General features: G+C 67.3%; 13 protein-coding genes. 7 read left to right on the top strand and 6 right to left on the bottom strand.

All coding sequences use genetic code 11. The annotated features are described in order from the left end of the window. Positions 1-160: 160 nt before the first annotated feature. Positions 161-1,372 (top strand): acetyl-CoA C-acetyltransferase, encoded by a 1,212-nt coding sequence (locus QE449_RS00065; protein ID WP_027506628.1) that lies wholly within the window; start codon positions 161-163, stop codon positions 1,370-1,372. Positions 1,373-1,380: 8 nt separating this feature from the next. Then, on the top strand, positions 1,381-3,531 hold the full coding sequence (locus QE449_RS00060; protein WP_027506629.1) for a 3-hydroxyacyl-CoA dehydrogenase NAD-binding domain-containing protein: 2,151 nt from the start codon (positions 1,381-1,383) through the stop codon (positions 3,529-3,531). Positions 3,532-3,581: 50 nt separating this feature from the next. Here QE449_RS00060 and QE449_RS00055 read toward each other — a convergent pair whose 3' ends face one another. Further along, entirely contained in the window at positions 3,582-4,721 is a 1,140-nt protein-coding gene (locus QE449_RS00055; RefSeq protein ID WP_307107967.1) for a lipase family protein, read from the bottom strand. A gap of 108 nt (positions 4,722-4,829) precedes the next feature. Between QE449_RS00055 and QE449_RS00050 the strand changes: the two genes are divergently transcribed. After that, entirely contained in the window at positions 4,830-5,018 is a 189-nt protein-coding gene (locus QE449_RS00050) for a hypothetical protein (RefSeq protein WP_027506631.1), read from the top strand. Here QE449_RS00050 and fadD5 read toward each other — a convergent pair. The 3 genes from fadD5 to QE449_RS00035 form a co-directional block, all read right to left on the bottom strand. After that, positions 5,015-6,550: a fatty-acid--CoA ligase FadD5 gene (gene fadD5, locus QE449_RS00045; protein WP_307107966.1), complete on the bottom strand. Its 1,536-nt coding sequence runs from the start codon at positions 6,548-6,550 to the stop codon at positions 5,015-5,017. The genes QE449_RS00050 and fadD5 overlap by 4 nt on opposite strands. Positions 6,551-6,637: 87 nt before the next feature. Then, complete coding sequence (locus QE449_RS00040; RefSeq protein WP_307107965.1) at positions 6,638-7,957, bottom strand: class I SAM-dependent methyltransferase; 1,320 nt, start codon at positions 7,955-7,957, stop codon at positions 6,638-6,640. After that, entirely contained in the window at positions 7,954-9,366 is a 1,413-nt protein-coding gene (locus QE449_RS00035) for an FAD-binding oxidoreductase (RefSeq protein ID WP_222633435.1), read from the bottom strand. Before QE449_RS00035 ends, QE449_RS00040 begins: the two co-directional genes overlap by 4 nt. 228 nt (positions 9,367-9,594) lie before the next feature. Between QE449_RS00035 and QE449_RS00030 the strand changes: the two genes are divergently transcribed. From QE449_RS00030 to QE449_RS00015, 4 genes are all read left to right on the top strand, one after another. Further along, the gene (locus tag QE449_RS00030; protein ID WP_027506635.1) at positions 9,595-10,029 is read left to right on the top strand and encodes an SRPBCC family protein; all 435 of its coding nucleotides are present in this window, start codon (positions 9,595-9,597) and stop codon (positions 10,027-10,029) included. Between the two features lie 58 nt (positions 10,030-10,087). Beyond that, on the top strand, positions 10,088-10,426 hold the full coding sequence (locus QE449_RS00025) for a YbaB/EbfC family nucleoid-associated protein (RefSeq protein WP_204869622.1): 339 nt from the start codon (positions 10,088-10,090) through the stop codon (positions 10,424-10,426). 16 nt (positions 10,427-10,442) lie between these two features. Then, complete coding sequence (gene recR / locus QE449_RS00020; protein ID WP_027506637.1) at positions 10,443-11,054, top strand: recombination mediator RecR; 612 nt, start codon at positions 10,443-10,445, stop codon at positions 11,052-11,054. Between the two features lie 104 nt (positions 11,055-11,158). Beyond that, complete coding sequence (locus tag QE449_RS00015) at positions 11,159-12,133, top strand: IS481 family transposase (protein WP_307107964.1); 975 nt, start codon at positions 11,159-11,161, stop codon at positions 12,131-12,133. On the opposite strand, the gene QE449_RS00010 is transcribed toward QE449_RS00015, so the two are convergent. Both QE449_RS00010 and QE449_RS00005 read right to left on the bottom strand, forming a co-directional pair. Continuing rightward, the gene (locus QE449_RS00010) at positions 12,130-12,798 is read right to left on the bottom strand and encodes a response regulator (RefSeq protein WP_222638977.1); all 669 of its coding nucleotides are present in this window, start codon (positions 12,796-12,798) and stop codon (positions 12,130-12,132) included. The genes QE449_RS00015 and QE449_RS00010 overlap by 4 nt on opposite strands. Next, positions 12,795-13,528: sensor histidine kinase (locus QE449_RS00005; protein WP_307107963.1), on the bottom strand; the 734-nt coding region annotated here is incomplete at its 5' end. The genes QE449_RS00005 and QE449_RS00010, both read right to left, overlap by 4 nt.

Genomic DNA, 13,528 nt, shown 5'->3' with positions numbered 1-13,528 from the left:
TGAAACACCGGCAGGAGTGTCACAGTGCGCGCTCGTTTCGGTCCTTTCGGCAGCGCGGCTCCATGCCTAGGGTGAATGGCGTCGAGGTCTGTCCTCGTGGGCGCCGGTGTCTCCAGTGCACCGTGCTGCCCGAGTCTCAAGTCGGAAGGAACTGTGTTCAGTGACCACAGAGGCATACATCTACGAAGCCATCAGAACACCGCGAGGTAAGGGTAAGAACGGGTCGCTGCACTCGGTCAAGCCGATCTCGCTGGTCACCGGGTTGATCGACGAGCTCCGCCGTCGTTTCCCCGACATGGACGAGGATCGCATCTCCGATCTGATCCTGGGCGTCGTCTCGCCCGTGGGAGATCAGGGTGCCGACATCGCCCGTACCGCGGTGCTCGCCGCGAAGATGCCCGACACGGTCGGCGGCTTCCAGCTCAACCGTTTCTGCGCGTCCGGCCTCGAAGCCGTCAACCTCGCCGCGCAGAAGGTGCGGTCGGGCTGGGACGAGCTCGTCATCGCCGGTGGCGTGGAGTCGATGTCCCGCGTTCCCATGGGATCGGACGGCGGCGCGTGGGCCATGGACCCGCAGACCAACTACGACACCTACTTCGCCCCCCAGGGCATCGGCGCCGACCTCATCGCGACGATCGAGGGCTTCACCCGTGAGGACGTCGACGCGTACGCCGCGCAGTCCCAGGAGCGCGCTGCAGCCGCATGGTCGGGTGGCTACTTCACAAAGTCCGTCGTGCCGGTCACGGACCAGAACGGTCTGCTGATCCTCGACAGTGACGAGCACATGCGCCCCGGCACCACCGTCGAGTCGCTCGGCAAGCTCAAGCCGGCCTTCGAGGGCATCGCCGCGATGGGCGGGTTCGACGACGTCGCGCTGCAGAAGTACCACTGGATCGAGAAGATCGATCACGTCCACACCGGCGGCAACTCGTCGGGCATCGTCGACGGTGCGGCCCTGGTCGTCGTCGGCAGCGAGGACGCCGGCAAGTCGATGGGCATGACGCCGCGCGCTCGCGTCGTCGCGACCGCCACCAGCGGCGCCGACACCACCATCATGCTGACCGGGCCGACGCCCGCGTCGAAGAAGGTGCTGGCCGCGGCCGGCCTGACGGTCGACGACATCGACCTGTTCGAGCTGAACGAGGCCTTCGCCTCCGTGGTCCTGCGCTTCCAGCGCGACCTGAAGATCCCGGGCGAGAAGCTCAACGTCAACGGTGGCGCCATCGCGATGGGCCACCCCCTCGGTGCCACGGGCGCCATGATCACCGGCACCGTGCTCGACGAGCTCGAGCGTCGGAACGGCCGCTACGCACTGATCACCCTGTGCATCGGCGGCGGCATGGGCGTGGCCACCATCATCGAGCGAGTCTGAGGAACAGCATGAGTGACAACATGATTCAGTGGGACCAGGATGCCGACGGCATCGTCACCCTGACGATGGACGACCCGAACCAGGGCGCCAACACGATGAACGAGCTCTACAAGACCTCGATGGGCGCCACGGTCGACCGCCTCGAGGCCGAGAAGGACTCCATCACCGGTGTCGTCGTCACCTCGGCGAAGAAGACCTTCTTCGCCGGTGGCGATCTCAAGAACATGATCAAGGCCGGCCCCGCCGACGCCCAGCAGATCTTCGACGAGGTGCAGACGGTCAAGTCGCAGCTGCGTCGGCTCGAGACGCTCGGCAAGCCTGTCGTGTCCGCGATCAACGGCGCCGCACTCGGTGGCGGCCTGGAGATCACGCTGGCGACGCACCACCGCATCGTCGCGGACGTTCCCGGTGTCCAGCTCGGCCTGCCCGAGGTGTCGCTGGGCCTGCTGCCCGGCGGCGGCGGCGTGACCCGCATCACCCGCATGATGGGTATCCAGAACGGCTTCATGTCGGTGCTGTCCCAGGGCACGCGATTCCGCCCGGCCAAGGCGCTCGAGCTCGGTCTGGTGCACGAGGTCGTCGGCAGCGTCGAGGAACTCGTTCCCGCTGCGAAGGCATGGATCAAGGCCAACCCCGAGGGCGGCGTCGCCCCGTGGGACGTCAAGGGCTACAAGATCCCCGGCGGCACACCCTCCAATCCCAAGCTCGCTCAGATCCTTCCGGCGTTCCCGTCGAACCTGCGCAAGCAGATCAAGGGCGCGCCGATGCCGGCACCGCTCGCGATCCTGTCCGCCGCGGTGGAGGGTGCGCAGGTCGACTTCGACAACGCGTCCACCATCGAGTCGCGCTACTTCACGTCCCTCGTCACCGGCCAGGTGTCGAAGAACATGATCCAGGCATTCTTCTTCGACCTGCAGGCGATCAATGCCGGCAAGTCCCGCCCGGACGGCTACGAGAAGACGCAGTTCACCAAGGTCGCCGTGCTCGGCGCCGGCATGATGGGCGCGGGCATCGCCTACGTCTGTGCCAAGGCCGGAATCGATGTGGTGCTCAAGGACGTCGAGCAGGCGTCCGCAGACAAGGGCAAGGCGTACTCCGAGGCCATCGAGGCCAAGGCGCTCTCACGCGGCAAGACCACGCAGGAGAAGTCGGACGCGCTGCTGGCGCGTATCCACCCGACGGCCGATCCGAAGGACGTCGAGGGTGCAGACCTCGTCATCGAGGCGGTCTTCGAGTCGCAGGACCTCAAGCACAAGGTCTTCCAGGAGATCGAGGACCTCGTCGCACCCGATTCGCTGCTCGGCTCGAACACCTCGACGCTGCCCATCACCGGTCTCGCGACGGGTGTCAAGCGCCAGGAAGACTTCATCGGAATCCACTTCTTCTCGCCCGTCGACAAAATGCCGCTGGTCGAGATCATCCGCGGTGACAAGACCTCGGATGCCGCTCTGGCCAAGGCATTCGACCTCGTGCAGGCCATCAAGAAGACTCCGATCGTCGTCAACGACAGCCGTGGCTTCTTCACCTCCCGCGTGATCGGCACCTTCATCAACGAGGCCATCGCCATGCTGGGCGAGGGCGTCGAGCCCGCGACCATCGAGCAGGCCGGTCTGCAGGCGGGCTACCCGGCGCCGCCGTTGCAGCTCTCCGACGAGCTGACGCTGACGTTGATGCAGAAGATCCGCAAGGAGACCTACGACGCGATCGTCGCAGCCGGCGGAACTCCTCCCGAGGATGCCGCGGGCGCGGTCATCGACAAGATGGTCGACGAGTTCGAGCGTCCGTCGAAGGCCAAGGGTGCCGGCTTCTACGAGTACGTCGACGGCAAGCGCACCGGCCTCTGGTCGGGTCTGCGCGACGCCTTCAAGTCGGGTACCTCGGAGTCGTCGTTCGAGGACCTCAAGGAGCGCATGCTCTTCATCGAGGCGATCGAGACGCAGAAGTGCTTCGACGAGGGCGTGCTGAACACGACGGCCGACGCCAACATCGGCTCGATCTTCGGTATCGGCTTCCCGGCGTGGACCGGTGGCGTGCACCAGTACGTCGTCGGCTACGAGGCCGCGGACGGCTCGATCGGCAAGGAGGCGTTCGTCGCCCGTGCCGAGGAGCTGGCCAAGCAGTACGGCGAGCGGTTCACTCCGCCTGCGTCTCTGCGCTAGTCACGAGTACACGACAGCCCCGCACCTCCTGGTGTGGGGCTGTCGTCGTCTCAGCTCAGGACGCGCGCGGCGAAGTCGAGTGATGCGGGCATGGAGGCCATCAGGGTGCCGATGTGATCGGGCGTCGGAAAGGTGACCAGCTGGAAGTCCGTACCGGCAGCGGTCATCCGGGCCGTGTGGACGAACGTGAGCGGAGCCGGAACTGTCTGATCGGAGAGGCTCTGAGTCACGAGGAGCGGCCGGTCGTAGCCACTGACGGGGACGGCCTGCATCTGCTCGAGCACGGGGGCCAGCGGCGTCAACGGGCGCGTGAGAAGCTCCCCGAACTGGGCCGGGTGCGCCGACCGATAATCGCGGAACTCGCTGCCGCACAGCGTGGTCGCAGCGTCGAGATACTCGACGCCCTTCGGCGTCAGGTACTGCCGGACGTCGAGTTCTGGACGCTGGTCCGCCAGTCCGGCGAGAGTGTAGAAGACGTAGCCGAGAAAGCCGCTGGGGACGACCGGCGGGAGAACCGGACCGACCAGCGGGAGCACGGTGTCGAGCCCCGTCGGGCCGGCCACGGACACGGCGCCGCGGAAGTCGAGGTCCGGTGCGCGGGTGGATGCCGCTGCGGCGGTGAAGAAGGACGTGTTGCCGCCCTGGGACAGGCCGGTGGTGATCCATTCCGGCGAGAGCCGATCGCCGAGCATCGTGTGTGCTGCGCGGACGATGTCGATCGCGTTGGCACCGGCGGCGGGTCCGTCCAGATAGGCGTGCACACCCGGAGTCCCCATGCCCGCATAGTCGGTGGCCACCACGGCGTGGCCGGCGGCCAGCCACGCCTCGATCGCCGGACGCTCGTACTGCGCGGTGCCCGTCGCCGACGGTGCACACGAGTCGGCGACACCGGTGGTGCCGTGGGCGTAGGACACGACCGGCCATCCGTCGGCGGGAGCATCGCCTGTCGGCACGAACACCGTGCCCGTCGACTCCCCGGCCTGCTCGGCCGTCCGCAGCGTGGAGTAGCGCACCACATAGCTCTCCGCGGCGCCGGCGGGTGCCAGCGCGGGATCGAGCGCGGTGCTGGAGAGCACCGTGCCCGCGGCCGTCTCGGCGGACGCGGGAGCAGGGACGAGAAGGACGGACGACGCGAGTGCGACGCACGCGACGAGGACCGGTGGACAGAATCGTCGGGGAAGAGAAGTCACGGACAGCAGTCCATCATGTCGAGCGGCGTCCGTGGTGTGTCCCGTCGCGACGATGTGTCTCGTCACGAGAACCCGCCCGACGCGGCATCAGGGGACTAGGTTCGACAGGTGAAGACTCCCGTTGTCACCGTCATCGGTGCCGTGATCGCCGTCATGGGCCTGCTGTTCAGCCTCCAGGGATTCGGGGTGATCGGTGGCAGTGCGATGAGCAACACGACCACCTGGTCGATCCTCGGCCCCGTCATCCTGATCGTCGGAGTGGCGATCGTGGTGGTGAGCAGGCGCCGAGGGGTCTAGTCGGAGAAACGCCGGCGCAGGTCGACCTTCACGACCTTGCCGCCGGCGTTGCGGGGGAGCGCCTCCACCAGCACCAGGTGGCGCGGGTGCTTGTAGTGCGCGAGGCGTCCGTCCAGCCAGCCGACGAGGTCGGAAAGCGTGAGGTCCGGCTCGTCGGTGCCGCGCTGCGCGACGACGGCGACGGGCACCTCACCCCACCGGTCGTCCGGGCGGCCTATCACTGCTGCCTCGAGGATTCGGGGGTGGGAGAACAGCACGTTCTCGACCTCGGCGCAGTAGATGTTCTCGCCGCCGGAGATGATCATGTCCTTCTTGCGGTCGACGACGAAGACGAAGCCCTCCTCGTCCTGACGCACCAGGTCGCCGGAATGGAACCAGCCACCGTGGAACGCGTCCGACGTGGCGGCAGGGTTCTCCCAGTACCCGTGCATCAGCGTCGGCCCGCGATAGACGATCTCGCCGATGTCACCTCGCGGGACGTCGACCATGTCGTCGTCGACGACCCGAGCCTCCACCGTGGCGACGACGCGTCCCACGGACCCGAGTTTGCGGAGTGCGTCGCCGCCGTCGAGGACGCAGGTGATCGGCGACATCTCGGTCTGACCGAAGACGGCCACGGTGAGGGCGTCGGGGAAGGTCTGCGACATCGCCCGCAGGACGGTGTCCGACGCCGGCGCCGCACCCCACGAGATCACTCGCAGCGACAACGTCCTGGGGCGGCGCGCCTGTTCCGCGCAGACCGCCTGCCACTGCACCGGCACGAGGAACAGGGTGGTCACCGCCTCGGCCTCGAGGACGTCGAGCAACGCGGCCGGATCGAACGCACCGACGGGGTGGACGACGGTCGGGATGCCGAGCTTGAGGCTGGGGGCGATGCTGCCCAGGGCGGCGATGTGGAACATCGGTGACGCACAGAAGTTGATCTCGTCGACTCCGTACATCTGCAGGGCGCGAATGCAGGTCAGCGCCTGAGCCTGCATGTTGGAATGAGACAGCACAGCGCCTTTGGGACGGCCGGTCGTTCCCGAGGTGTACATGATCAGAGCCGGTGCGTCGTCCGGGACGTCGGTGTCCGGCGCGGGCGCGCCCTCGCGGATCAGAGCCTCGTAGGTGTCCCCGTCTCCGCCCACCACGATCGAGTCCGCGACGCCCACCGCCGCGGCGAGCGGCGCCAGAGCGTCCTCCACGACGATGAGGCCGGCGCCGCTGTTCTGCGCGAGGTAGGTGATCTCCGGGGCGCTCATCCGAAAGTTGACGGGCACGGCGATCGCACCGACGGCATTGATGGCGAGCACCGATTCGATGTACTCGGGCCGGTTGAGCATGAGGATCAGCACCCGGTCCCCGGCCGTCACGCCACGGTGGGACAACCCGCCGGCGAGTGCGTCGACACGATCGCAGAGGCCGCGCCAGGTGTGCGTCGTCCCACCGAAGCGCAGCGCCACGCCCGCGGAATTCATCAGTGCGTGTCGTCGTACCTGGTTGTTCCAGTTGTCCCGCCGTGCACGTCCGGGCTGCGACTGATCCGCCATCTCGGGTGTCCTCTCGTGGAGTCGCACCCACTCGGGTGTCGACAGTCCCCGTGATTCGACACCCGAGACGGCGTCCGTGTCAGTGGATCAGCCGATCCACCAGGGCCGCAGCGGAAGACCCGCGTCGTTGTTCTCGTCGAGCTTGACGGCGAGCACCTGGTGCAGCTGGACCACGTTGCGCTCGAAGCCCAGGCGTGAGCCCGCCATGTAGAGGCCCCACACGCGCGCGGTGCCCTCACCGACCTCCGCGACGCAGGCGTCCCAGTTGTCGACGAGGTTGCGGCACCAGTCCCGGAGCGTCATCGCGTAGTGCTCGCGCAGGTTCTCCTCGTGACGCACTTCGAGGCCCACGTCCTGCATCTCGGTGATGATGCGGCCGGATCCCGTCAGCTCGCCGTCGGGGAAGACGTAGCGGTCGATGAAGCCGCCGGCCCGCGCCGACGAGCGGTTGTCCGGGCGGGTGATGCAGTGGTTCAGGACGCGGCCACCCGGGCGCAGCTTTCCCTTGATGAACTCGAAGTACGCCGGGTAGTTCGAGACGCCGATGTGCTCGGTGAGGCCGATCGACGACACGGCGTCGAAGTCGCCCTCGACGATGTCGCGGTAGTCGCTGTGACGCACCTCCGCGAGATCGCTCAGACCGTCGGCGTCGATGGCATTCTGCGCCCACTCTGCCTGCTCGCGCGAGAGCGTGGCGCCGATGACGTGGACGCCGCGACGGGCCGCGTAGCGCACCATCGAGCCCCAGCCACACCCGATGTCGAGCAGTCGGTCGCCCGCCTTCAGGTTCAGCTTCTCGAACACCAGGCGGTACTTGTTCTCCTGCGCCTCCTCGAGCGACGCCTCGGGGGTCGGGTAGGCGGCGCAGGTGTAGGTCATCGACGGGCCGAGCACGCACTCGTAGAACGTGTTCGACACGTCGTAGTGGTGGTGGATGCTCTCGGCGTCCCGAGTCTTGCTGTGCCGCAACCCCTCGGCGATACGACGCCAACGTGGGAGGGACTCCTGGGGCGGGGGAGCGATGGGACGCAGCAACTCCCATCCGAGAGACCGGGTGACGGTCGCCAGTGCGCGCGCGGACGGACGTCTGAAGTGCAGGTCGTCGCCCAGCATCCGGAGCACGTCGTACGGGTCACCCGGGTGGGCGCCCTCGATCTCCAGATCGCCCGAGACGTAGGCGCGAGCCATGCCCAGGTCGCCGGGGGCGGTCGCGAGGTAGGTGGTGCCGCGGGGTGAGGTGAGCCTGAGCCCGTACTCGGAATCCTCGGCACCGGCCGTACTGCCGTCGTACGCCGAGAACCGAACGGGCAGATCACCTTCGGTGAACTGCTCGAGAATCTCGGCGATGGAGAGTTTGGGGGAACCGCCGGACAGGCCGGGGTTCCGTTGATCCTTGAATGTCGTCATCGACGATGCACCGCCTTCGAATACAGATCCAACAACCGCGAATCGGGGTCGTACTTCTCTTTGAGTCGGCGGTAACCGTCACCGCCGTAGAGGGCATCGAACTCGTCCCTGTCGTAGAACGAGTCCGAGTAGAGGGACTTGTGACCGTCGAACTCGGTCACCTTCTTCTCGATCCGACGGTTGGCTGCCCCGTCGGGTTCACCGGGGACCACGGGCACCGACGACCAGAAGCCGACGTTGACGTAGGTGCGGTGAGGTTCGAGCGGATAGAGGGGCCATCCGCGTACTCCGGCGTCGGAGTCCTGCGCGTCGGCGTACCCGTCGGGCTCGCGAAGTCGCAAGGGACACAGCCACAACGGCTCGATCGGGATCTCGTCGAGGAACCACGAGACGAACGCGGCCGTGTTCTCGATCGGCACCTCGATGTCCTGCACGACGCGCTCGCGGATCGGGTTGCCCTTGCGCTTCTCGAGACGGTCGGCGATGTCGTACTTCTGGTCGAGCGCGATCAGCTTCCAGTAGAAGCTGCTGCGCAGGTACTTCTTCGGCCAGAGACGTCGGATACGCGGGTTCTGCGCACCGAAGGCGCGCGAGCACCAGAACCAGTCGGTGTCCCACCGCCACAGGTAGTCGCGCACCGTCAGGCGGTCCGTTCGCGGCGCGGTGCCGTCGTGCTGGATGGACCGGTAGAAGATCGCCGAGTCGGTGTAGTCGCTCACCGGTCCCGGCTCGTCGGTCTGCCGGCCCAGGGTCAGATAGGCCTCGGTCCCGGAGAACACCACCCCGTCGAGGTAGTCGACGCGGTCACCCTCGTACTCCCGCTCCGCGACGATGCGCGCCATGACCGTCTGCACCGACTCGAGGTCGTGGAACCGGACGTGGCGCAGGGCGACGTAGGGAAGGACGGGCTCGAGTTCGATGCGCAACCGTGTCGAGTAGCCGAGGGTGCCGTAGGAGTTCGGGAACCCTCGGAAGAGGTCGCCGTACTCGTTGTCGGGAGTGGCCGTGACGACGTCGCCCGATCCGGCGAGAATGTCGATCTCGAGGACGGACTCGTGCGGAAGGCCGCTGCGGAACGACGTCGACTCGATGCCGAGGCCGGTGACCGCGCCGCCGAGCGTGATCGTCTTGAGCTGCGGCACCACCAGGGGAGCGAGCCCGTACGCCAGGGTGGCGTCGACGAGGTCCTCGTAGGTGCACATTCCCTGCACGTCGGCGGTCATGGCGTCGGGGTCGACCGAGATGACGCCTCCCAACCCGGAGACGTCGAGTCCGGGGGCGGAGTTCTTCGGCCTGGCCCGGAAGAGGTTGGAGGTCTTCTTCGCCAGGCGGACGGTCGCGTCCCGGGGAATGGCACGGTAACTGGCCAGAAGCCGTTCCACACCCGCCCGATGTCCCGCTTGTCCGATCTCGTGCGGACGGTTGCCGCCCCCGCCGGGTTCCCGCGCTCCCCCGAGCGCCGCATCGACTGTCTGAGCCACGCGAGAACGCTATACGGAGGTTGTTCGCAACGCTATGGAAGGTGCCTCCCGACGAGGAAACTTCACACGATCGTTGCGCTCGATTCGCCCGGGCGTGGACGTGAAACAATGAATGTCACCGTCCGTCCCACCCCGACATCAGGAGTTCTCCCCGTCATGGCCAAGGTCAGCGCGAGCAGTTCCCTCACCATCAGTGCGGCTCCCGACAAGGTCCTCGCGGCACTGTCCGACTACGAGACGGTGCGTCCGCGCATCCTGCCCGAGCAGTACCGCGACTTCGCGGTCGTCGAGGGTGGGCAGGGCGACGGCACCGTCGCTCGCTGGGTCCTGCAGGCGACCGAGAAGCGCTCGCGGAACGTGCTCGCGACCGTGTCGGTGTCCGGCGCGACCGTCACGGAGAAGGACGCCAACTCGTCGATGGTGACCACGTACCTCGTCGCCCCGAGCGGTAGCGGGTCGTCGGTCACCACCACCACGGAGTGGACGGGCGCCGGCGGTGTCGGCGGCTTCTTCGAGAAGACGTTCGCGCCCCTCGGACTGAAGAAGATTCAGGCGCAGCTCCTGCAGAACCTCTCGCGCCAGGTGGAGTGAGGCACGCGGCTACGCTCGACCGACACGATCTCGTCACCACTTCGGAAGGACACCCGCCGTGCAACCCGGTGAACAGCCCGACATGTCCCAGCTGCTGCAGCAGGCCCAGCAGATGCAGCAGCAGTTGATGGCAGCCCAGGCGGAGATCGCCGCGACGGAGGTCACCGGTCGCGCCGGCAACGGTCTCGTCGTGGCGACGGTGAAGGGCAGCGGCGAGGTGGTCGGTCTGACCATCGACCCCAAGGTCGTGGATCCCGACGACGTCGAGACCCTGCAGGACCTGATCATCGGTGCGATCGCCGACGCGTCCCGCGCCGCGGGTGAGGTCGCGTCGCAGAAGCTCGGTCCCCTCGCCGGCCTGGGCGGCGGCGGACTCCCCGGCCTGCCCGGCTTCTAGAACCGGGTCGAGAAGCGTGTACGAAGGTCCGGTCCAGGATCTGATCGACGAGCTGGGCAAACTCCCCGGTGTCGGACCGAAGAGCGCGCAGCGCATCGCCTTTCATCTGTTGGGGGTCGAGGCGCCCGAGATCGACCGCCTGCAGAAGGCGTTGCAGCGCGTCCGCGACGGGGTGCAGTTCTGCATCGTCTGCGGCACCGTCTCGGACAAGGAACTGTGCCGCATCTGTGCGGACCCGCGCCGCGATCGGACGAAAATCTGCGTCGTCGAGGAACCCAAGGACGTGCAGGCCGTCGAACGCACCCGCGAGTTCAAGGGCAGATACCACGTGCTGGGCGGCGCGTTGGATCCGCTGAGCGGGGTCGGTCCCGATCAGCTGCGCATCCGGGAGTTGCTCACCCGCATCGGCAATCAGGAGGACGGCGTCGACGTCTCCGAGGTGATCATCGCGACCGACCCCAACACCGAGGGGGAGGCGACGGCCACCTACCTGCTGCGCATGATGCGTGATTTCCCCGGCCTGTCCGTCACCCGGCTGGCCTCCGGACTGCCTATGGGCGGCGACCTCGAGTTCGCGGACGAGCTCACGTTGGGCCGTGCGCTGTCCGGCCGCAACGTGATGAACTAGCTGTAGTTCTTGTTGAGGTTGTGAACGGCGTGGCGTGAGTCGATGAGGGAGGGCCTCCGGTATCGGTGTGGTTACCACACACACCCCGACCACCAGAGGCCCTCATGACACACGCTAACGCCTACCTCACCCCTCGGGGACGGTTGGACCTGGCACGCACCATCGTCGACACCGGCTGGACCGTCCGCCGCGCCGCCGAACGATTCCAGTGCTCACCCGCCACCGCATCGAAGTGGGCGCGGCGTTACGCCGCCGGCGGTGCCGCGGCGATGGGCGACGCCTCCAGCCGCCCACACCGCAGTCCCACCCGCACCGACCAGCGCACCGAACGCCGAATCATCAACCTGCGCTTCACCAGGCGGTGGGGACCTCACCGCATCGCCTACCACCTGCACCTGGCCCGCTCGACCGTCGAAGCAGTACTGCGCCGATACGCGATGCCGTTGCTGTCGCACCTGGACCAGAACACCGGACTACCCGTCCGCCGACTGCGGGCGCAACGCTACGAACACCCCACCCCCGGCGATCTGGTGCACGTCGACATCAAGAAACTCGGCCGCATCCCCGACGGCGGCGGGCACCGCAAGTTCGGCCGCACGATCGGAAACCGGCACAACAAGAAGCAGAGCCTCGGATACTCCTACGTCCACCACGCCGTCGACGACCACTCCCGGCTCGCGTACTCCGAGATCCTCACCGATGAACGCAAAGAGACCGCCGCAGCGTTCTGGACCCGCGCCCAAGCGTACTTCGCAGCGCACGGCGTCACCGTCACCCGAGTGCTCACCGACAACGGATCCTGTTACCGCTCAACACTGTTCGCCGAAGCGCTCGGAACTGTGGTCCACAAACGGACCCGCCCGTACCGGCCGCAGACCAACGGCAAAGTCGAACGGTTCAACCGCACCCTCGCCGCCGAGTGGGCCTACGCCCACACCTACTTGTCCGACGAAGCCCGCGCAGCGACCTACCAGGACTGGATCCACACCTACAATCACCACCGACCCCACACCGGCATCGGTGGCCAGTCACCTATCGACCGCGTCCCCGTACGCAACGTCCCCGGGAACTACAACTAGCGCTCGAGCCGATAGAGGCGCTCGGGTCGCCCCACGTTGCCGTAGTCGAGCGAGACGGTCACCCGGTCGACGTCGCTGAGGTATTCCAGGTAGCGGCGAGCGCTCGACCGCGACATCCCGGTCCTCTCGGCCATCGTGCTCGCCGAGGTCTCGCCGGGATTCTCCCGCAGTTGGTGCTCGACCATGGCCAGCGTCTCGGCGCTCAGGCCCTTGGGGAGCCGCGTCGCGGTCCCGCGCACGCCGAACGCCTTGTCGACGGCGTCCTGCTCCGCCTCGTCGATCGCGGCCAGCGACTCCCGTGTGCGACGGTAGTGCTCGAGGCGCTCCTGCAGTGCCTGGAACTTGAACGGCTTGATCAGGTAGTGCACGGCGCCCGCGCGCAGTGCCTTGCGCACCGATTCGGCCTCGCGCTCGCTGGTGATCACCAGGACGTCGAGGTCGGGGATGATCTCCCGGAACGGGCCGATGAGATCGAGCCCGGTGACGCCGGGCAGATGGACGTCCAGCAGCACCAGATCGGGACGGGTGTGCTCCACCTTCTCCAGCGCTTCCTGCGCCGTGTGCGCCACCCCGCACACCTCGAATCCGGCCACCTTGGTGACGAAACCGGTGTGCACCCGCGCGACCATGAAGTCGTCGTCCACCACCAGCACCCTGAGTGTCATCGCGTCCTCCCCCCGGATCCGGTGACGGCCCGGAAGACCGTCCACCGCGTACCGTCCTCGACTCTGTCACTCACGCCGACCTCACCGCCGCGTCGGCGGCACACGACACGCACGAGGGCGAGGCCGAAACCGTGCCCGTCGAGCGACGTCCCCTTGGTGCTCCACCCCTGCTCGAACACGCGATCCGCATCCTCCGTGCCGATGCCGGGGCCGTTGTCGGCCACCTCGACCTCGATCGCGTCCGCGTCCGCGTCCGCGACGATCCGGACGCGCACCACCGCGTCCACTGCGTGATTCTCGAGGACTGCGTCCACAGCGTTGTCGACGAGGTTGCCGACGACGGTGCAGAGGTCTCGGGAGGCATCGTCGTCGAGTCGCGGGAGATGTGAGACGTCGTCGAGCGCCACGGTCACCGAGCGGGCCGCGGCGGCGCCGATCTTGGCGATGAGCAGCGCCGCGACCCCGAGATCGTCGATGCGGTCGGTCACGGTGGACGTGAGGCGCTCACGATGCTCGGTGATGCCGTCGACGTACCGCTCCACCTCGTCGTACTCACCGAGCTGGACCAGTCCCGAGATGGTGTGCAGCTGGTTGTCGAACTCGTGGATGTGCTCCCGCAGCGCCGTCGAGCTGGTGCGGCTGATGTCGAGTTTGCTCTGGACCTCGCTCAGTTCGGTGCGGTCACGGAACGTGGTCACCGTGGCCACCTTCCGTCCCGACGCCTCGATCG

Origin of the sequence: Rhodococcus sp. SORGH_AS_0303, from assembly GCF_030819335.1 — a bacterium.
Classification (GTDB): domain Bacteria; phylum Actinomycetota; class Actinomycetes; order Mycobacteriales; family Mycobacteriaceae; genus Rhodococcoides.
This window is presented reverse-complemented; position numbering and strand designations above follow the sequence as displayed.